The 18,282-nt window shown below is 68.1% G+C and carries 19 protein-coding genes; 15 read left to right on the forward strand and 4 right to left on the reverse strand.

All coding sequences use genetic code 11. From position 1 onward, the window contains the following. Positions 1-45 precede the first annotated feature (45 nt). The 7 genes from gstA (at position 46) to gloA2 (ending at position 6,436) form a co-directional block, all read left to right on the forward strand. The gene (gstA, locus tag C4F17_RS18840; RefSeq protein ID WP_081269738.1) at positions 46-654 is read left to right on the forward strand and encodes a glutathione transferase GstA; all 609 of its coding nucleotides are present in this window, start codon (positions 46-48) and stop codon (positions 652-654) included. Between the two features lie 155 nt (positions 655-809). Continuing rightward, entirely contained in the window at positions 810-1,592 is a 783-nt protein-coding gene (locus C4F17_RS18845) for an enoyl-CoA hydratase/isomerase family protein (protein ID WP_106936262.1), read from the forward strand. Beyond that, entirely contained in the window at positions 1,589-3,397 is a 1,809-nt protein-coding gene (locus C4F17_RS18850) for an acyclic terpene utilization AtuA family protein (RefSeq protein WP_106936263.1), read from the forward strand. The genes C4F17_RS18845 and C4F17_RS18850 overlap by 4 nt, the downstream gene beginning before the upstream one ends. A gap of 85 nt (positions 3,398-3,482) precedes the next feature. Further along, positions 3,483-4,586 (forward strand): alkene reductase, encoded by a 1,104-nt coding sequence (locus tag C4F17_RS18855; protein WP_081269741.1) that lies wholly within the window; start codon positions 3,483-3,485, stop codon positions 4,584-4,586. Between the two features lie 142 nt (positions 4,587-4,728). Beyond that, positions 4,729-5,214, forward strand: a complete 486-nt coding sequence (locus C4F17_RS18860) for a RidA family protein (protein ID WP_106936264.1) — start codon at positions 4,729-4,731, stop codon at positions 5,212-5,214. Then, positions 5,211-5,672, forward strand: coding sequence for a GNAT family N-acetyltransferase (locus tag C4F17_RS18865; protein WP_106936265.1), 462 nt, complete (start codon positions 5,211-5,213; stop codon positions 5,670-5,672). Before C4F17_RS18860 ends, C4F17_RS18865 begins: the two co-directional genes overlap by 4 nt. Next, on the forward strand, positions 5,669-6,436 hold the full coding sequence (gene gloA2, locus C4F17_RS18870) for an SMU1112c/YaeR family gloxylase I-like metalloprotein (RefSeq protein WP_234382193.1): 768 nt from the start codon (positions 5,669-5,671) through the stop codon (positions 6,434-6,436). The genes C4F17_RS18865 and gloA2 overlap by 4 nt, the downstream gene beginning before the upstream one ends. A gap of 26 nt (positions 6,437-6,462) precedes the next feature. Here gloA2 and C4F17_RS18875 read toward each other — a convergent pair whose 3' ends face one another. After that, positions 6,463-7,857 carry a sensor histidine kinase gene (locus tag C4F17_RS18875; RefSeq protein ID WP_081269745.1) on the reverse strand — a complete coding sequence of 465 codons (1,395 nt, stop codon included), beginning with the start codon at positions 7,855-7,857 and terminating at the stop codon, positions 6,463-6,465. A gap of 7 nt (positions 7,858-7,864) precedes the next feature. Next, positions 7,865-8,554: a response regulator transcription factor gene (locus C4F17_RS18880; RefSeq protein ID WP_081269746.1), complete on the reverse strand. Its 690-nt coding sequence runs from the start codon at positions 8,552-8,554 to the stop codon at positions 7,865-7,867. A 137-nt stretch (positions 8,555-8,691) separates the two neighbouring features. On the opposite strand from C4F17_RS18880, the gene C4F17_RS18885 reads away from it, so the two are divergent. The 5 genes from C4F17_RS18885 (at position 8,692) to C4F17_RS18905 (ending at position 12,887) form a co-directional block, all read left to right on the forward strand. After that, positions 8,692-9,552, forward strand: coding sequence for an alpha/beta hydrolase (locus C4F17_RS18885; RefSeq protein WP_081269747.1), 861 nt, complete (start codon positions 8,692-8,694; stop codon positions 9,550-9,552). 34 nt (positions 9,553-9,586) lie between these two features. Continuing rightward, the gene (locus C4F17_RS18890) at positions 9,587-9,892 is read left to right on the forward strand and encodes a phosphopantetheine-binding protein (protein ID WP_106936266.1); all 306 of its coding nucleotides are present in this window, start codon (positions 9,587-9,589) and stop codon (positions 9,890-9,892) included. After that, entirely contained in the window at positions 9,889-11,172 is a 1,284-nt protein-coding gene (locus C4F17_RS18895) for a beta-ketoacyl-[acyl-carrier-protein] synthase family protein (RefSeq protein WP_106936267.1), read from the forward strand. The genes C4F17_RS18890 and C4F17_RS18895 overlap by 4 nt, the downstream gene beginning before the upstream one ends. A gap of 35 nt (positions 11,173-11,207) precedes the next feature. Further along, positions 11,208-12,338, forward strand: a complete 1,131-nt coding sequence (locus tag C4F17_RS18900; RefSeq protein WP_106936268.1) for a sterol desaturase family protein — start codon at positions 11,208-11,210, stop codon at positions 12,336-12,338. A gap of 66 nt (positions 12,339-12,404) precedes the next feature. Further along, positions 12,405-12,887 (forward strand): GNAT family N-acetyltransferase, encoded by a 483-nt coding sequence (locus C4F17_RS18905; protein WP_081269751.1) that lies wholly within the window; start codon positions 12,405-12,407, stop codon positions 12,885-12,887. 10 nt (positions 12,888-12,897) lie between these two features. Here C4F17_RS18905 and C4F17_RS18910 read toward each other — a convergent pair whose 3' ends face one another. Continuing rightward, positions 12,898-15,135 carry a heavy metal translocating P-type ATPase gene (locus C4F17_RS18910; RefSeq protein ID WP_106936269.1) on the reverse strand — a complete coding sequence of 746 codons (2,238 nt, stop codon included), beginning with the start codon at positions 15,133-15,135 and terminating at the stop codon, positions 12,898-12,900. A gap of 132 nt (positions 15,136-15,267) precedes the next feature. Between C4F17_RS18910 and C4F17_RS18915 the strand changes: the two genes are divergently transcribed. Then, positions 15,268-15,465: a heavy-metal-associated domain-containing protein gene (locus C4F17_RS18915; protein WP_106936270.1), complete on the forward strand. Its 198-nt coding sequence runs from the start codon at positions 15,268-15,270 to the stop codon at positions 15,463-15,465. Beyond that, positions 15,462-15,863: a Cu(I)-responsive transcriptional regulator gene (gene cueR / locus C4F17_RS18920; protein WP_106936271.1), complete on the forward strand. Its 402-nt coding sequence runs from the start codon at positions 15,462-15,464 to the stop codon at positions 15,861-15,863. The genes C4F17_RS18915 and cueR overlap by 4 nt, the downstream gene beginning before the upstream one ends. Before the next feature lie 117 nt (positions 15,864-15,980). On the opposite strand, the gene C4F17_RS18925 is transcribed toward cueR, so the two are convergent. Further along, entirely contained in the window at positions 15,981-16,910 is a 930-nt protein-coding gene (locus C4F17_RS18925) for a YcjF family protein (RefSeq protein WP_106936272.1), read from the reverse strand. A gap of 578 nt (positions 16,911-17,488) precedes the next feature. Here C4F17_RS18925 and creB point away from each other — a divergent pair. Beyond that, entirely contained in the window at positions 17,489-18,280 is a 792-nt protein-coding gene (creB, locus tag C4F17_RS18930) for a two-component system response regulator CreB (RefSeq protein WP_106936273.1), read from the forward strand. Positions 18,281-18,282: the final 2 nt, after the last annotated feature.

Consider the following 18,282-nt stretch of genomic DNA (forward strand, 5'->3'; position numbering starts at 1 on the left):
CTCCCAGAACAATCACACCTCGCCAATCCATTGGAGTTATTTCGAATGAAGCTGTATTACTCGCCGGGCGCCTGCTCGCTGTCTCCCCACATCGCCATGCACGAAGCCGGTCTCGCCTTCGAGCCCGTGCTGGCAAGCACCAAGAGCCACAAGCTGCAAGACGGCACCGACTACTACGGCATCAACCCGCTGGGCTACGTGCCGATGCTCGAACTCGACGACGGCACGCGCCTGCGCGAAGGCCCGGCCATCCTGCAGTACATCGCCGACCTGGCCCCCACCAAGAACCTCGCGCCGGCCGCCGGCACCATGCAGCGCTACCGCCTGCAGGAATGGCTGACCTTCATCGGCACCGAGATCCACAAGGGCTTCAGCCCGCTGTTCAACCCGGCCATGCCGGAAGAAGCCAAGAACATCGCCAAGGAAAAGCTGGCCTCGCGCTTCAAGTGGCTCGAAAGCGAGCTGGCCGGCAAGCAATACCTGATGGGCGATACCTTCAGCGTGGCCGACGGCTACCTGTTCACCGTCACCAACTGGTCCAAGCCCACCGGCGTGGATATCTCCGGCTACCCCAACCTGCAGGCCTGGCACGCGCGTGTCGGCGCCCGCCCCGCGGTGCAGGAAGCAATGAAGGCTGAAGGCCTTCTGAAGTAAGCCGAAGAACGCAGAAGAAGCAACACGGCCGGGCGACTCCCAGGGAAAACCCGGCCTGCTTTCAGCCACAAGCCGCATGCCGCGGCTTTTTTTTCGGGCCACTCTCGGGGCATCGCTTCAGAAGAAGACAGAAGCCCCGAAGAAGGAACCGCGCCATGCCCGAAACCCCTCCCCCCGTCGAACTGCGCGAACAGATGCGCGGGCCCGTCATGTGGCTCACCATCGAGCGCGAAGAGCGCCGCAACGCCATCAGCGGCGCCGTGCTCGCCGGTCTGGGCGATGCGCTTCGCCGCGCCAACGACGACAGCGCGGTGCGCGCCGTGGTCATCACCGGTGCCGGCTCGCGCGCCTTCTGCGCGGGCGCCGACCTGCAGAGCGGCTCTTCCTTCAAGTTCGACTACGCCGCGCCCTACCAGGGCTTCGCCAACCTGTTCCGCCAGGCCCGCCAATCCACCGTGCCGCTGATCGCGCGCGTCAACGGCGCCTGCATGGCCGGCGGCATGGGGCTCATGGCGATGTGCGACATGGCCGTGGCCGGCAGCCATGCCGTATTCGGCCTGCCAGAGGTGAAGGTCGGCCTCTTCCCCGCGCAGGTGCTCAGCGTGCTCGGCGGCCTGCTGCCGCGCCGCGTGCTGGCCGAGATGTGCATCACCGGCGAGCCCATCACCGCCGCGCAGGCGCTCGACCTCGGGCTCGTCAACCGCGTGAGCGACGACGTCGACGAGAGCGTCGACTGGCTGCTCGGCCGCATGCTCGACAAATCGCCCGCCGCCATCCGGCGCGGCCTCTACACCATGAAGAAGATCGAGACCATGGCCTTCGAGGAATCGATGGCCTTCACCGAAAGCCAGATCGGCCTGTTCGCCCTGACCGAGGACGCGGCCGAAGGGCAACTCGCCTTCCGCGAGAAACGCAAGCCACGGTGGAGCGGCCGATGAACGACAACCAACGCATCGTCCGCATCGGCGGCGCCTCGGGCTTCTGGGGCGACAGCAGCGTCGGCGCGCCGCAGCTCGTGCGCAGCGGGCAGATCGACTACCTCGTGTTCGACTACCTGGCCGAACTCACGATGTCGATCCTCGCGGGCGCGCGGCTCAAGAAACCCGAGCTGGGCTACGCGACCGACTTCGTCTCGGTGGCAATGAAAGCGGTGCTGAAGGACGTCGTGAAACAGGGCATCCGCGTGGTGAGCAACGCAGGCGGCGTGAACCCCCAAGGCTGCGCCGACGCATTGGCGGCACTCGCCGCCGAACAAGGCATTGCGCTGAAGATCGCGGTGGTGCGCGGCGACGACGTGTCGCCCCTGCTGCCGCAGCTGCGCCAGCAGCAACCGCCTGTGAGTGAACTGCAGAGCGGCGCCGCGCTGCCGGAACGCGTGCTCACTGCCAACGCCTACCTGGGCGCACGGCCGATACAGGCCGCGCTCGATGCCGGCGCGCAGGTGGTCATCACCGGCCGCTGCGTCGATTCGGCCGTCACGCTGGGCGTGCTCATGCATGAATTCAAATGGCAGCCGGGCGACTTCGACCTGCTCGCCGCCGGCAGCCTCGCCGGCCACATCATCGAATGCGGCTGCCAGGCCACCGGCGGCCTGCACACCGACTGGGACACCGTGCCCGACTGGCCGAACATCGGCTATCCCATCGTGGAATGCAGCGCCGACGGCAGCTTCGTCGTGACCAAGCCCGCGGGCACCGGCGGCAAGCTCACGCCCGCGGTGGTGGGCGAGCAGATGCTCTACGAAATCGGCGACCCCGCCGCCTACCTGCTGCCCGACGTGGTGGCCGATTTCACGCAGGTGCGCATCGCGCAGGCCGGCGAGCACCGGGTGCGCGTGCACGGCGCGCGCGGCCATGCGCCGACCGCGAGCTACAAGGTCAGCGCCACCTACGTCGACGGCTTCAAGACGTCGGCGCAACTCACCATCGTGGGCTTCGACGCGGTGGCCAAGGCCCGGCGCACCGGCGAGGCGATCCTCGCGCGCACGGGCGCGCTGTTCGCGCAGAGCGGCTTCGGTCCCTACAGCGCGACGCATCTCGAGGTGCTGGGCGCGGAGTCGTGCTACGGCCCGCATGCCCAGGCCCTGCAGACACGCGAGGCGGTGCTGCGGCTCGCGGTGACGCATCCGCGCAAGGACGCGCTGGAGCTGTTCGCGCGCGAAGTGGCGCCCGCCGGCACCTCGTGGGCACCGGGCACCACGGGCGCGGGCGGCGGGCGAGCGTCGGTGTCGCCGTCGATACGGCAGTACGCGTTCCTGCTCGACAAATCGATGGTCGAGGCAGGCGTGACCATCGACGGCGAACGCATCGACCTGCCCCGCACCGAAACACCCCCGTCGCCCGCCGCACCCGTCCGACAGCCTGCCAGAGCCGCACAAACGCCGACGACGCGAGCGGAAGACACCGTCGAAGTCCCCCTGATCCGCCTGGCCTGGGCCCGCAGCGGCGACAAGGGCGACACCTCGAACATCGGCGTCATCGCGCGCCACCCCGCACTGCTCGAACTGCTGCGCGAACAGCTGAGCGAGGCGCGCGTCGCCGAGTGGCTTTCCCACCTCGTCAAGGGCCGCGTCACGCGCTACGACGTGCCGGGCATCGGCGCCTTCAACTTCGTCTGCGAACAGGCGCTGGGCGGCGGCGGCATGGCCTCGCTGCGCAACGACCCGCTCGGCAAGGGCATGGGGCAGATCCTGCTCGCCATGCCCCTGCGCGCGAGCCCGGCGTTGCTGGCGCTGCTTGCATAGCATCAATCCGGACAACCGTACGGCAGCAGGGTTGAGGCCGGGCGCTTAGCCTTGCGCCTGTTTCAACTTTGCCTCCAACTACACGATGTCCACCCTCTTCGACCCCGTCCAGGCCGGCGACCTCAAGCTCGCCAACCGTATCGTGATGGCGCCGCTGACGCGCAATCGCTCGCCCAACGCCATTCCGCCCGACATCGCCGCCACCTACTACGCCCAGCGCGCCACCGCCGGCCTGCTCATCACCGAGGCGACCGCCATCAGCCACCAGGGCCAGGGCTACTCCGACGTGCCCGGCCTCTACGGCACCGAGCAGCTCGACGCCTGGAAGCGCGTGACCGACGCCGTGCACGCCAAGGGCGGCAAGATCGTCGTGCAGCTGTGGCACGTGGGCCGCGTCTCGCACACCGAACTGCAACCCGGTGGCGGCAAGCCCGTGGCGCCCTCGGCCATCACCGCCAAGACCAAGACCGTGCTCATCAAGGACGGCGTGCCGACCTTCGTCGAGACCTCCGAGCCGCGCGCGCTCGACGCCGGCGAACTGCCGGGCATCGTGCACGCCTATGCGGTGGCCGCACGCAGCGCGGTCGAGACGGCCGGTTTCGACGGCGTCGAAATCCACGGCGCCAACGGCTACCTGCTCGACCAGTTCCTGAAGGACGGCAGCAACAAGCGCACCGACGACTACGGCGGCAGCATCGAGAACCGCGCCCGCCTGCTGCTGGAGACCACCCGCGCCGTGGTCGACGCGGTCGGCGGCGGCAAGACCGGCATCCGCCTGTCGCCCGTCACGCCCGCCAACGACGCGCACGACAGCGACCCGCAGCCGCTGTTCACCTATGTGGTGAAGCAACTCGCGCAGCTGAACCTGGCCTACATCCACATCATCGAAGGCGCCACCGGCGGCCCGCGCGAAATCGAAGACCGCCCCTTCGACTACGAAGCCCTCAAGGCCGCCTACCGCGAAGCCGGCGGCAAGGGCGCGTGGATGGTCAACAACGGCTACGACCGCCCGCTGGCCGAAGAAGCGGTGAAGGAAGGCGACGACCTCGTGGCCTTCGGCAAGCCCTTCATCTCGAACCCCGACCTGGTGCGCCGCCTGCGCGAGAACGCACCGCTGAACGAACTCGACAAGGCCACCATGTACGGCGGCGGCGCCAAGGGCTACACGGACTACCCGGCGCTGGCCTGAGTCCCGCGGGTCGGTCCTTCCACGGCCCGTGCACTCCGTTGGCGTGCACGGGCCGATTTGCATGTGCGCCCGCCAGCCCGTACGCTTGGCGCTCGCGCCGCGGGCCTTTCGCCTTCTCTCTCTCCCCGCGGCGCGCACATCCATGGCCCACATCGAACACAAACTCGCCGCGCTCGGCCTCGTGCTGCCGCCCACCATCACGCCGCCACCGGGTGTGGTGCTGCCCTTTGCCTTCGTGCGCGTGCTGGGCCGGCGCGCCTTCATCTCGGGCCACGGGCCGCTCAATGCCGACGGCACCATCGCCACGCCGCTCGGCAAGCTGGGCCGCGAGCTCACGGTCGAACAGGGCTATGCGGCCGCGCGGCTCACCGCGCTTGCGATGCTCGGCAGCCTGCAGCGTGCCATCGGCGATCTCGACCGCATCACCGCATGGACGCGGGTGTTCGGCATGGTGGCCTCGGCACCTGGCTTCGACAGGCAGCCGGCCGTGATCAACGGCTTCTCCGACCTGATCCTCGAACTCTTCGGCCCCGAGATCGGCATGCATGCGCGCAGCGCCGTGGGCATGGCGGAACTGCCGTTCAACATCCCTGTGGAGATCGAGGGCGAGGTGGAGTTCGAGCCGTGAATGACGCAAGCTGGACCCTTCGGCGCGCCGATGCGGCCGATGCCGCTTCCATCACCGAATGCGCTGTGGAAGCCTTTCGCCACTACATTCCGCGCCTTGGCCTCACGCCGTTGCCCATGACCAGGGACTACGGACCTGCCATCGAAAATGCGCAGGTCTGGGTCGCGACACAAGACGCACGGACCGTCGCCGCGCTGGTGCTAGACGTCACCGAAGAGGGCTTCCTGATCGACGTGATCGCGGTGCGCCCGCGGCACCAGGGCACGGGCGTCGGCCGCGCGCTGCTGGAGCTGGCGGAACGCGAAGCGCTGCGGCAGGGCCATGATTCGATCCACCTCTTCACCAACGAGAAGATGACCGAGAACCGCGCGCTCTACGAGCGCATCGGGTACGTCGAGTACAAGCGCCTCGCGCTCGAACAACGCACCCGCGTGTTCCTGCGCAAGCCGTTGAGATGAGCATTGCCATGCAGCTCGAACGCATCCATCACGCCGCCATCATCTGCGCCGACTACGCGGTGTCCAGGCACTTCTACACCGAGGTGCTGGGCCTGCGCGTGGTCGCCGAAAACCATCGCGCCGCACGCGATTCATACAAGCTCGACCTGGCCCTGCCCGATGGCTCGCAGATCGAACTCTTCTCCTTTCCCGGCGCGCCGGCGCGCCTCACGCGGCCAGAGGCGCAGGGCCTGCGGCATCTGTCTTTCGAAGTGCACGACGTGCAGGCCGCCGCCGATGAACTCTCGGCGCAGGGCATTGCCGTGGAACCGCTGCGCACCGACGAGTACACCGGCCGTCGCTTCACCTTCTTCGCCGATCCCGACGGCCTGCCGCTGGAGCTCTACGAAGCCGCACCCGCCGAAGCGCTCGATGCGCTGCTGCTGAAACTCGAAGGCGCATTGCACCTGCGCGAGGTGCGCGCAAACGCCGCGCAGCTGGAGGAACTGCTCGACGACGGCTTCCATGAACTCGGCGTGTCTGGCGAAACATGGACGCGGCCCGCCATCATCGAAGCGCTGCGCGACGAGACTTTTTCGCGGCGCACGATGACGGACTTTCGCGTGCTGCGCATGGCGCCCGACGTGGCGCTGGTCACCTACCGCGTGCACCGCGAAGCCATTCCCGAAAGGCCCGCCGCGGATTCACTGCGCAGCTCGCTGTGGCGACGGCGGCATGGCCGCTGGCGCATGGCGTTCCACCAGGGCACGCCGCTCTCGCGCTGAGCGAACGCGCGGCGGAGCGGGTCGGTTCAGGCCACTTCGCCGAACGCCACGCTCACGCGCAGGCCGGTCGGCTCGGCGACTTCGAGCCGCAGCTCGGCGCCCAGCAGCTCCGCGTAGCGCGACACGATCGACAGCCCCAGCCCCGAGCCCTGCCCCAGCTTCTCGCCGGCCGGGCCCTGCGCCCACCGCTGCATCAGGTCGCGCTGCGCTTCGATCGGAATGCCCGGTCCGTCGTCGATCACGCTCAGCGTGCGGCCCGCCAGCTCGACCGTGATGGTGCTCCCGCCATAGCGCAGCGCGTTGTCGATCAGGTTGTCGAGGATGCCCTCCACCAGCGCCTCGTTGGCATACACCACCACGCCGTCGTCGAGGCCGCGCGCGCCGAGGTCGACGCCGCGCGCATCGGCGCGCGCGAGGTGGCGCAGCACCGTCTGCTCGGCCAGCACGTCGAGCCGCACCGGCACGCGCTTGAGTTCGGTGCGCGCCTCTTCGGCCAGCGCCAGCGCGAGCAGCTGGTCGATCAGGTGGCTCGCCCGCGCCTGCCGTTCGGACACGCGCTCGAGCTGCTCGCGCCACACGTTGGTGTCGTGCTGCGCAAGGCCGTATTCGGCCAGCGCGCGAATGCCCGCCAGCGGCGTGCGCAGCTCGTGCGCCACGTTGCCCACGAACTCGCGCTGCGCCTGCACGCTCTGGCCCAGGCGTTCGAACAGCGAGTTGACCGCATTGCCCAGGCGCTGGAGCTCGCGCGAGGTCTGCGCCACCTGCACCGGCGACAGGTCGTGCACGTCGCGGCGGTCGAGCGCGCGCTGCAGGTCGCCCAAGGGCCGCAGGTCACTGCGAATGCCGTACCAGAGCCAGATCGCGAGCAGCACCAGCAGCAGGATCTGCGGTGCCAGCGCATAGCCGAGCAGCTGCCGCACCAGCGCGGTCCGGCTCAGCGTGGTCTGCGCAATGATCACGCGGTAGGGCATGCTGAGGTCCGGCTCGGCGTCATGCTCTAGCACCACCGCGCGCAACGCGCTGCCTTCATAGTCGATGTCGGAGAAGCGGTAGCGCGAGCCGTCCATAGGCAGCGGCGCGCTCAGGCCGGACTGGCCCGAGATCAGCGTGCCGTCGAGCCGCTGCACCGCGAAGTACACCTTGTCGACCTGGTCGAACAGCACCGTGGCCACTTCGCGCGGGGTCAGCAGCAGCTCGATGCCGCGTTCGCCGGCTTGCACGTTGGCCGACAGCGCATATGCGTCGTCGAGCATGCCGCGGTCGAAGGCCTGCTCCGAAAAATAGTTGGCGATGACCAGCGCGATGACGGCACCCACCATCCACGTGAGCGCCAGCGGCACCAGCACGTTGCGCAGCACGCGCCGCGTGAGCGAAGGCGCGCGCTGGGTGGCCTGCTGCTGTTCTGCGGTCTCGCCGGTCACGCTCGGATCACGCCTCGGCTTCGAGCAGGTAGCCGATGCCGCGCAGCGTGCGGATGCTCGCGCCGGTGCCCTGCAGCTTCTTGCGCAGGCGCGAGATGAAGGCCTCGAGCGCGTTGTCGCCGAGCGATTCGTCGAAGCTCGAGAGCTTGTCGGACAGCGCACGCTTGCTCACGGTGCGGCCGGGCGGGCTCATGAGCTCCCACAGCACTTCGAACTCGCGCGCCGGCAGGTCGAGCGGACCGCTGTTGGTGGAGAAGCGGCGTGCCTTGCGGTCGAGCTTGAGCTGGCCCAGCAGCACGATGTCTTCGGTGCCCTTGGCGCGGCGCACCAGCGCGCGCAGGCGGGCTTCGACTTCGGCCAGGTCGAAGGGCTTGCCGAGGTAGTCGTCGGCGCCGGCGTCGAGGCCGGCAATGCGCTCTTCGGTCCGGCCGCGCGCGGTCAGCACCAGCACCGGCGTGCGGTCGCCGCGCGCGCGTGCCTGGCGCAGCGCGGTGAGGCCGCTGGCCAGCCCGCTGGTGGGGCTGGCAGTGGCCGGCAGGTTGAGGTCGAGCAGCACCGCATCGAAGGGCTGCACGCGCCAGAGATGGTCGGCATCTTCGACGTTGGTCGAAACGTCGACCCGGTGGCCCGCGTCCGCAAGGCTGCGGACCATGACATCGCGCAGAACGGCGTCATCTTCGACAAGCAGAATTCGCATGGTGTTTGAATGGTTGGGGGTAATCTGCCCTTGCGAATGACGGGTCAGCAGCCGGTCAGTCGCTCCAGCGATAAACGCAACATGAGCATACGACAGCAATATGAACCACGGGCCATTTTCATGGCCGGCGCAACACGATGAGTGCGCGCGAACCCTCCGATCAGCTGAGCGTGGTGCCTCCCGAGGTGCAACGCACCGCCGTGGTCCTGCTGCATGGCCTGTGCAGCACGCCTGACGAGTTGCTGACCGTGCAATCGGCACTGCGCAGCCGCGGCTACCCGGTGCATCCGCTGTCGATAGAGGGTTACTCGTTCGATGCCGCCGCGCCGCTGCAGCATGCCGCGCCGTTCGAACGCTGGATCGATGCCATACAGGCCGAGGTCAAGGCGCTGCGCGCGCAGCACGACCGCGTGATGCTCATCGGCATTTCCGCCGGCTCATCGCTCGCGCTGGGCGCGGCCATCCGATGCGGCGCGGACGTCGACGCGCTGGTGCTCATGTCGACCACGCTGCGCTTCGACGGCTGGGCCATTCCGCGCACGCAGTTCCTGCTGCCGCTGGCCTTCTACACGCCGCTGGGCCGGCTGTGGCAATACCGCGAGCGCCCGCCCTACGGCGTGAAGAACGAACGCGTGCGCGCCTGGATCGAGCGCGAGCTGCGCCACCGCAAGGTGTCGCGCGCGGGCAGCTCGGTCATCGGCGTGGGCCACCTGCGCGAACACGACCGCCTCATCCGCCACGTGCGCCGCAACCTCAACAGCGTGCAATGCGACAACGTGCTCGCACTGCATGCCCAGCAGGACGAAGTGGCCAGCGTGGCCAACCTCGACATCCTCGCGCGCGGCCTGCGGTGCCGCGCATTCCGCACGGTGGTGGTCGCGAACAGCTACCACATGATCACAATCGACAACGACCGTCAACAGGTGGTACGTGAAACAGTGTCTTTTGCCGACGCCGTGGCCCATGGCACGATGCCCGAGCATCCCCTGTACGCCTGATCTGCCTGCCCACGCCTGAAAGGAAAGCATCCCCATGTCTTATTCCGACGCCTCTTCGCCCACCTTCAACAGCATCGCGACGATCCTCGAGACCGACTTCAAGGTCGAGCGCTCAGCCATCTCGCCCGCCACCGCGCTGTCCGACCTCGGCCTCGATTCGCTCGCGCTGATGGAGTTCGTCTTCGCGGTCGAAGACGCCTTCCACCTGCGCATTCCCGAAGACCGCCTCGACCCGCGCGAAGCCGGCATCACGCTGCAGCGCCTGTGCGAAGTGATCGACGCGGAAAGCAGCGGCACCGCCGCCGCCAGGCCCGCGCAACCGGCCGAAGTCCCGGCATGAGCAGCGGAGCCGCCCACGCCGTGCTCGCCGCTTCGGCAGCGCGCGCCGCATCCGCGCCGGTGCGCGTGAGCGGCCTCGGTTTCATCACGCCCATCGGCCGCACCGTCGAGGACTTCGACGACGCCCTGTTCGCCGGCCGCTCTGCGGTTCGCGCGCAGAAGCTCGAGATCAAGGGCATGGACACGATGGAGCTTGCCGTCGCCGCCTGCGATTTCGAATCGAACGGCGTGCGCAGCACCTCGCGCCTGCCGCTGGACCGCGGCACGGCCATGGCCCTGGCCGCCGCACAGGACGCCGCCGCCGAAGCCAGGCTCGACCTGGAGACCATCGACCGCGACCGCCTTGGCATCTTCTGGGGCAGCGGCCTGGCCGGCGCCGGCACCTTCGACAGCACCACCAGCGCGCTCTACGGCGAACAGCGCCGCATGCGCCCGACGACCGTGCTCACCGTGATGCCCAACGCCGCCGTGGCGGAGCTCGCGCTGCACTTCGGCGCTCGCGGCTCGGCCATCGCCTACGCCTGTGCCTGCGCCTCGTCGGCCGTGGCCATCGGCGAAGCCATGCGCGCCATCCGCGGCGGCTGGATCGACGTCGCCATCGTCGGCGGCCATGACGCCATGCTCACGCCCGGCGTGATGGCCAGCTGGCACGCGATGCGCGTGATGGCGCCGCCTCCGGCCGACGCGCCCTCCTCCGCCTGCCGCCCGTTCTCCGGCGACCGCGCGGGCTTTGCCATCGGCGAAGGCGCGGCCGCGCTGGTGCTCGAATCCGAAGCGCACGCCGCCGCCCGCGGCGCCGGTGCCGCGCCCTTCGTGCTCGCCGGCTACGCCACCAACTGCGACGGCACGCACATCACCAACCCCGACACCGCCGGCCAGGTGCGCGCCATGCGCGCCGCGCTGCGCGACGCCGGCATCGAAGCCTGCGATGTGGGCCACATCAACGCCCACGGCACCGCCACTTCGGCCGGCGACGCCGCCGAGGCGGCATCGATCCGCGAAGTGTTCGGAAAGGCCACGCCGGTGAGCGCCACCAAGGCCATCCACGGCCACGTGCTCGGCGGCGGCGGCGCCATCGAACTCATCGCGGCGCTGCGCGCGCTGGCCCGGGAGGCGCTGCCGCCCATCGCCAACCTGCAGACACCGGACGCCGCCTTCGACCTGGATTTCGTGCAGGGCGAGGCGCGCGAGGCCAAGGGAATCCGCTATGCGCTGTCCAATTCCTTCGCTTTCGGCGGCACGAACGCGGTCATCGTGGCCGGCCGCGCGTCGGAACGCTGAAGATTCGCTGAGCACTTCCTGAAAAATCGAACGCGGTGCATCGGCTGGTCGTCTTCGTCGTGCCCGTGTTCGCGCTGCTCATGGCGTGCGAGTTCGCCTGGGGCTGGCTCAAGCGGCGCAACACCTACCGTTTCAGCGACACGCTCGGCAGCCTGAGCCAGGGCCTGCTGAGCCAGGCGCTCGCGGTCTGCACCCAGCTTTTCCAGATCGGCCTGTACGCGATGGTCTATCCGTTCGTCGCGATCTGGACCCGGCCGGACTTCTGGGACAGCGCCATCGGCTGGATCCTGGCCGTAGTGCTGTTCGACTTCTTCGACTACTGGCTGCACCGCGCGGGCCATGAGTCCGCCGTGTTCTGGGCCGCGCACTCGGTGCACCACCAGAGCCAGCAGTTCAACTTCTCCACCGCGCTGCGGCAGGAAAGCACCGTGGCCTTCCTGGGCTGGGCCTTCTACCTGCCGATGGCGGTGGTCGGCGTGCCGCCCGAGCAGTTCGGCCTTGCGGGGCTGATCGTGCTGGTCTACCAGTTCTGGATCCACACCGAGCACATCGGCAAGCTCGGCTGGTTCGACCGGGTGTTCTCGTCGCCGTCCAACCACCGCGTGCACCACGCGGTGAACGACGGCTACGTCGACCGCAACTACGGCGGCATGCTGGTGATATGGGACCGCATGTTCGGCACCTTCGCCGAAGAAACCGAACGCTGCGTGTACGGCACGCGAAAGGCGCTCGCGAGCTTCGATCCGCTGCGCGCCATCGTCGGACCCTATGCGCCGCTGCTGCGCGACGCCTGGCACACGCGGCGCTGGCAGGACAAGATCGCCGTGTGGTTCAAGCCGCCGGGCTGGCGGCCGGCCGACGTGGCGGCACGCTTTCCGGAGACACCGTTTTCCCTGGAAGAAGCCATGCGCATCCACGACCCCCGACTGACGCGTGCGCAGGTCGCTTCGGCCGCGCTCCACTTCTCATGCTGGGTCGGCGTGACGCTGGCATTCCTGTGGCGCGCCGACGACCTGGCCTTCCAGACCGGACTGGTGCTGCTCGCGCTGGCGGTCGGCGGCTTCTGGTCCATCGGCGCGGTGCTCGATTCGAAACTGCGCCTGCGCTGGGCCTGGTGCGCGCAGGCCGCGTTGTTGGCGGTTTCGGCGGTACTGCTCGCCAGCTGAAGGGCGCACCGCGCTCACTGGCTATGCTCGGCGCTTCCATCGCTCCGAAGCAGGCAAAAAAACACCATGCGCAGGCTCGCCACTCCTGAAGACATCGACACCGTCTTCGCCCTCTACATGCACGAGAAGGTCGTGCCCTACCTGGGCTACGACCCGATGCCGCTGGAAGACTTCCGCGACATCTACCGGCAACTGCTCGATGGCCGCGACTTCTTCGTCTACGAGCGCGACGGCCGCATCGCGGGCTTCTATCGCGCCGCGCGCTACCCCGGTCGTGTGCGGCACGTCGCCAGCCTCGGCACGCTAGCGGTCGATCCCGCGTTGCACGGCCAGGGCATAGCGCTGGCGATGGTGACCGACGCCATCGACCGGCTGAAGTCGGCCGGCGTCAAGCGCATCGAGCTCATCGTCGAAAGCGACAACGCGCCGGCGCTGCGCTTCTACGAAAAGCTCGGCTTCGAACGCGAAGGCACGCTGCGCAAGTTCTACAAGCGCGCCGGCGACGCGGAGGCCATCGACGACCACGTCATGGCGCTGCTCATCGATTGAAAAGGCTGCGTCAGGGCTTCCAGCGCCGCAGCAGCAGCGCATTGGCCATCACGCTCACGCTCGACAGCGCCATCGCCGCGCCGGCCACCACCGGGCTCAGCAGGCCGAAGGCCGCGAGCGGAATGCCGGCCACGTTGTAGGCAAAGGCCCAGAACAGGTTCTGCCGGATCTTCGAGACCGTGCGGCCCGAGAGTTCGAAGGCCTGCGCCACCAGCGCAATGTCGCCGCGCATCAGCGTGATGCCGGCGGCTTCCATGGCCACGTCGGTGCCGCCACCCGAAGGCGCCATCGCGATGCCGACATCGGCCGCCGCCAGCGCGGGCGCGTCGTTGGCGCCGTCGCCGACCATGGCCACCACGTGTCCGTTCTTTCTCAGGGCGGCGACCTGCGCGGCCTTGTCGGCCGGCAGCACGTCGGCGCGGACATCTACCGCGGCAATACCCAGCCGCGCCGCCATCGCTTGCGCGGCGCGCAGGTTGTCGCCCGAGATCATCACCACGCGCAGGCCGCGTGCACGCAGGGTGCGAATGGCTTCGGCGGCCTGCGGCTTGGGTTCGTCGGCAAATGCCAGCAGCGCCTGCGCATGCGCCGCGCCGGCCTCGTCGAAACGCAGCAGCGCGGAGACCGTTGCGCCCTTGGCCTGCAGGCGATCGACATCCGCCGCTTCGGGCATGGCGTCGAGTTCGCGGCACCAGCGCAGGCTGGCAATGGCCCAGGTGGCACCGTCCACATCGCCGCGCACGCCGCGGCCCGGCATGGCCTGCATCGCGCTCAACGCCGGAGCCTGCAGATTGCGCTGCGCGGCAGCGGCCAGCACCGCCTTCGCAAGCGGATGCTCGCTGCCGCCTTGCAGGCTGGCAGCGACCGCCAGCAACTCGTCTTCTGCCTCGATGGCACCGGCCACCGGCAGCAATTCGGTCAACACGGGACGGCCCAGCGTCAGCGTGCCTGTCTTGTCGAAGGCGACCGTGTCGACGCGGTGGGCGATTTCAAGCGCGCGCGCATCCTTGATGAGGATGCCGTGCTTTGCCGCCACCCCGGTGCCGGCCATCACCGCCACCGGCGTCGCGAGGCCGAGGGCACACGGGCAAGCGATGACCAGCACCGCCACCGCATGGATGAGTGCCGTCTCGATGCCCGCGCCCGCAAGCAGCCAGCCAGCCAGCGTGACGAGCGCGATCACCAGCACCACCGGCACGAACACGGCCGCGACCTTGTCCACCAGCCGCTGGATCGGCGCCTTCGCCGCCTGCGCGTCTTCGACCAGCCGGATGATGCGCGCGAGCACGCTCTCGGCACCCACCGCGCTCACCTCGATCACCATGCGGCCGTCGCCGTTCACGGCGCCGCCCGTCAATGCATCGCCGGGGCCCTTCGGCACGGGCAGCGGCTCGCCGGTGAGCATCGACTCGTCGACTTCGGACTGCCCCTCGACCACGCGCGCATCGGCCGGCACGCGTTCGCCGGGACGCACCACCAGGTGGTCGCCGACCATCACCTCGGCCAGCGGCACATCGCTTTCCTTGCCAGGCGCGCCGACCAGGTGGGCGACCTCGGGGCGCAACTGCTGCAGCGCGCGGATGGCCGACGTGGCCTGGCGCTTGGCGCGCGCCTCGAGCCACTTGCCGAGCAGCACCAGCGTGATCACCACGGCCGAGGCCTCGAAATACAGATGCGGCATTTCTCCGTGGCCGGCATGCTCGCCGGCGGCCGCGCGCCACCACAGCCACAGCGACAACCCGAAGGCCGCGCTGGTGCCCAGCGCCACCAGAAGATCCATGTTGCCGGTGCGTGCCTTCGCGGCATGCCAGCCCGCGCGGTAGAAGCGCGCGCCGAGCCAGAACTGCACCGGCGCGGCGAGCAGCAGCTGCACCCAGGGCGGCAGCATCCAGTCTTGCCCGAACGGGCTGCCGACCATCGGCGCCATCAGCGGAATCGACAGCAGCAGGCCGACTGCAACCGGGCCGAAGCCGTGCCAGGGCGACAGCGCCGCGGCTTCGTCGGCCGCGCTTGCCCCCGCGCGCGGTTCGTAGCCAGCGGCACGCACCGCGCGGCGCACGCGAAGGTCGATGTCGTCGCCCGGCGCCGCCACGATCCGCGCCGATTCGGTCGCGAGGTTCACGCTCACGTCCTGCACGCCGGGCACGTTCTTGAGCGCGCGCTCGACACGCATCACGCAAGAAGCGCAGGTCATGCCGCCGACCGAGAGGTCCAGCGTGGTCCGGGGTTGCTGCAGTGAATTTTCCATGTGCCAAGGCTAAAGCCTCACACCGTGGCAAGGTCAAGCGGATATTTTCAGAACCCCTTCGCTGGACATTGACATCGTGAGAGGGTTCAGACTTGCATCCTCTTCCCGATCATTTCAACAGGAGCAAAGACGATGAGCCAGAAATTCCAGGTCACGGGCATGAGCTGCGGCCACTGCGTGAACGCGGTGCAGAACGCCGTGCAGACAGTCGACCCCGAAGCGCAGGTGACGGTGGATCTCCCCACCGGCCACGTCGACGTGCTGAGCGACCAGCCGCGCAAGGACATCGTGGCCGCGATCGAGAACGCGGGCTACGCCGTCCAGAAATGACAGGCCACGTCGCCATCGGCGAAGCGGCGCAGCGCTCCGGCGTGTCGGCCCGCATGGTCCGGCACTACGAAGGCCTGGGCCTGCTGCCGGCGGTGGCACGCACCGAGAGCGGCTACCGCCAGTACGACGACGCCGACATCCACACGCTGCGCTTCATCAAGCGCTCGCGCGACCTCGGCTTCTCGATGGAGGAAATCTCGGAGCTGGTGGGGCTGTGGCACAACCGCCGGCGCGCCAGCGCGAGCGTGAAGCGCATCGCCGAAAAGCACCTCGGCGAACTCGAACAGCGCATTGCCGACATGCAGTCGATGCGAAACACGCTGGCCCACCTGGTCCATTGCTGCCACGGGGACGCGAGGCCCGACTGCCCGATCCTAGACGACCTGGGCAAGGTCTAGAAATCGCTCTCTTCCAGAAACACCGCGGAACCGGCTTTGCCGGGCCGCCGGTGTTGCCCCCGGCGAGGGGGTAGGAGAAGCGACACGAAGTGCGCGAAGCCTGGGGGAGCGCCCCAGTCAAGCGCCCCGCACCAGCGACAGCACCTTGCCCGCATCCAGCGTGCGGGCCTTCTCCTGGATGGCCGGCAGGTACTGCGTCTGCAGGCTCTGCCCTTCCTTCACCACGCCGGAGAACGCGTCCTTCAGCATCTGGGCCGACAGCGTGCGGCCGCCGGCGTAGTAGCGCTTGGCCACATGCCCCAGCGCATAGGTCGAGGCGAAGCTCATCCCCGAACTCACGGCCTGGTTGCCCAGCCCGCGCAACAGCCCGCCGCCCACCTTGCCGAGCAAGCCGCCGAGCAGCTTGCGCCCGGCCTGTTCCAGGTACTGCGAAGTCAGGCCCACGCCGACCGTGGCCAGGAAATCCTTGACGTGGCCGCTGTCCAGCTGGTAGCCGTGCGCCTGGCCGATGCGGTAGACCAGCTTCATCTGCAGCGGAATGATCGCCATCGTCGACAGCGTCTCGGGCAGCAACTCGAGCGCGCCGTTGAGGATGGCGGCGTTCAGGATGGTCTTGTCGAGTTCGGCGCCGTCGGGTGAATTCGCGGCGGTGGCCACCGCCGTTGCCGTCACCGGCACCGCCGCGATTTCTTCCGCCTGCTGCGAGAAACCGGCGGCCGAGGCACCCAGCCCCAGCGAGGTGCGCACGTCCGCCAGGAACATGCGCTCGGAGTCCGACTGCGCGCCGTCGGCATCGCACACGCACACCGCCATCTCGTAGGCGAGCTGCCGCGACTCGGTGCTCTTCAGCTCACCCGCCACCGATGCCAGCGACACCCGCTTCATCAGCACGTCCTGGTAGAGCGTCGGCAGGTTCACGCCGTCGGCCTGGGACAGGCCCTCCGCGATCCGCTTGATCTCGGCGCGTTCGCGTTCGTGCTTTTCGCCGTCGACGAAGGCCGCCAGCAGGCTGAGGGTCACGATGGCCTTTGTTTCAGAAGGTGTCATTTTTGATATTTCGTAATTTGCAATGTGAAGAAGGGCTGTGTTTTTCTTGCCGGCAACGGCGCGGCCTGCTCGGGCACGTTCTCCCCACAAAACTTGAGCAACTCTGTGGATAACGTTGGAGCTTCTGTGTAGGGACGTTGCAAGTTGTTGATTTTCAAAAGGAATCTACAGACTGCCTTATTTTTGCGCAATGGATTACCCTGCCCGAAAAACGTCTTTCGCAGATTTCCGAAGGGGTGTCAAAGGACAACTCTGGGGACAGTTCTGGCACAAGCCATCGGTTATCCACAGCGCTGTCGGGTTACCCAAAGTTGTTCATTTGCCGGGTACAGCCCAAAAGCGCGGCTGCGCACAGTGACACGGGCATGACAAGTCGTTGTCGCATAACGAGAAAAGCGGCATGTCCACAGAGGTGGGCAACCCTTATCTACTACTACTAATTTGAATAAGAAGAATAAGAAGATGGGAAAGGGACAGGCCTCGCCCGAAAAAAAGGCCGCGAAAGGCCGCGCCGGCCCCGGCGCCTCGGTCGAAAACCGGTCCTCCCGGCGCGCTCCCCCGTCGGTAACATCCGCGGGATGAGCTTCAAACCCCGGATCCTGATCGCCGAAGACGAATCGGGCATCGCCGACACGCTGCAATACGTCCTGAAAAGCGACGGTTTCACGCCCATCTGGTGCGCCACGGCCGAGGAAGCGATCGCGCAGTTCGCCCAGGAACCGCCCGCGCTGGCCATCCTGGACATCGGATTGCCCGATCTCAACGGCTTCGAACTCTTCAAGCGCCTCCAGGCGCTGAATCAGTCGATGGGCGGACCGGAGGTGCCGATGGTCTTCCTGACCGCCCGCAGCGACGAAATAGACCGCGTGGTGGGCCTCGAACTGGGTGCCGACGACTACATCGCAAAGCCGTTCTCCCCGCGTGAACTGGTCGCTCGCGTACGGACGATCCTGCGGCGCAGCGCGCGAAACGCGCCAGGAAGCCCGGGAACGGCTCCGGTGCCGAACCATGGGGTACCCCATCAAATCGGCGTCCACGCGCCTCATGCGGCCGCTCAACCCCCTTCCATGCCGTTTTCGCTGGACGTCGAGCGGATGCAGATCCGGTACTACGGGCGCCTGCTCGAACTCTCGCGCTACGAATACGGCCTGCTGAAATTGCTGGTCCAGCGCCCGGGGCGCGTCTTCACGCGAGACGAACTGCTCGAACTGGTCTGGGACGACTCGAGCGACAGCTTCGACCGCACGGTCGACGCGCACATCAAGACCCTGCGCGCCAAGCTCAAGGCGATTGCGCCGGACGTCGAGCCGATCCGCACCTTGCGCGGCACCGGCTATGCACTGAACGAAGAATTGCCCTCGAAGGCATGAAT

The sequence above is a fragment of the Variovorax sp. PMC12 genome, from assembly GCF_003019815.1.
GTDB lineage: Bacteria > Pseudomonadota > Gammaproteobacteria > Burkholderiales > Burkholderiaceae_C > Variovorax.

Bases quoted from the DNA above. Each gene is read 5' to 3' on its own strand.
- gstA (WP_081269738.1), top strand. From the start codon at position 46: ATGAAGCTGTATTACTCGCCGGGCGCCTGCTCGCTGTCTCCCCACATC.
- C4F17_RS18845 (WP_106936262.1), top strand. From the start codon at position 810: ATGCCCGAAACCCCTCCCCCCGTCGAACTGCGCGAACAGATGCGCGGG.
- C4F17_RS18850 (WP_106936263.1), top strand. From the start codon at position 1,589: ATGAACGACAACCAACGCATCGTCCGCATCGGCGGCGCCTCGGGCTTC.
- C4F17_RS18855 (WP_081269741.1), top strand. From the start codon at position 3,483: ATGTCCACCCTCTTCGACCCCGTCCAGGCCGGCGACCTCAAGCTCGCC.
- C4F17_RS18860 (WP_106936264.1), top strand. From the start codon at position 4,729: ATGGCCCACATCGAACACAAACTCGCCGCGCTCGGCCTCGTGCTGCCG.
- gloA2 (WP_234382193.1), top strand. From the start codon at position 5,669: ATGAGCATTGCCATGCAGCTCGAACGCATCCATCACGCCGCCATCATC.
- C4F17_RS18880 (WP_081269746.1), bottom strand. From the start codon at position 8,554: ATGCGAATTCTGCTTGTCGAAGATGACGCCGTTCTGCGCGATGTCATG.
- C4F17_RS18885 (WP_081269747.1), top strand. From the start codon at position 8,692: ATGAGTGCGCGCGAACCCTCCGATCAGCTGAGCGTGGTGCCTCCCGAG.
- C4F17_RS18890 (WP_106936266.1), top strand. From the start codon at position 9,587: ATGTCTTATTCCGACGCCTCTTCGCCCACCTTCAACAGCATCGCGACG.
- C4F17_RS18895 (WP_106936267.1), top strand. From the start codon at position 9,889: ATGAGCAGCGGAGCCGCCCACGCCGTGCTCGCCGCTTCGGCAGCGCGC.
- C4F17_RS18905 (WP_081269751.1), top strand. From the start codon at position 12,405: ATGCGCAGGCTCGCCACTCCTGAAGACATCGACACCGTCTTCGCCCTC.
- C4F17_RS18910 (WP_106936269.1), bottom strand. From the start codon at position 15,135: ATGGAAAATTCACTGCAGCAACCCCGGACCACGCTGGACCTCTCGGTC.
- C4F17_RS18915 (WP_106936270.1), top strand. From the start codon at position 15,268: ATGAGCCAGAAATTCCAGGTCACGGGCATGAGCTGCGGCCACTGCGTG.
- cueR (WP_106936271.1), top strand. From the start codon at position 15,462: ATGACAGGCCACGTCGCCATCGGCGAAGCGGCGCAGCGCTCCGGCGTG.
- C4F17_RS18925 (WP_106936272.1), bottom strand. From the start codon at position 16,910: ATGACACCTTCTGAAACAAAGGCCATCGTGACCCTCAGCCTGCTGGCG.
- creB (WP_106936273.1), top strand. From the start codon at position 17,489: ATGAGCTTCAAACCCCGGATCCTGATCGCCGAAGACGAATCGGGCATC.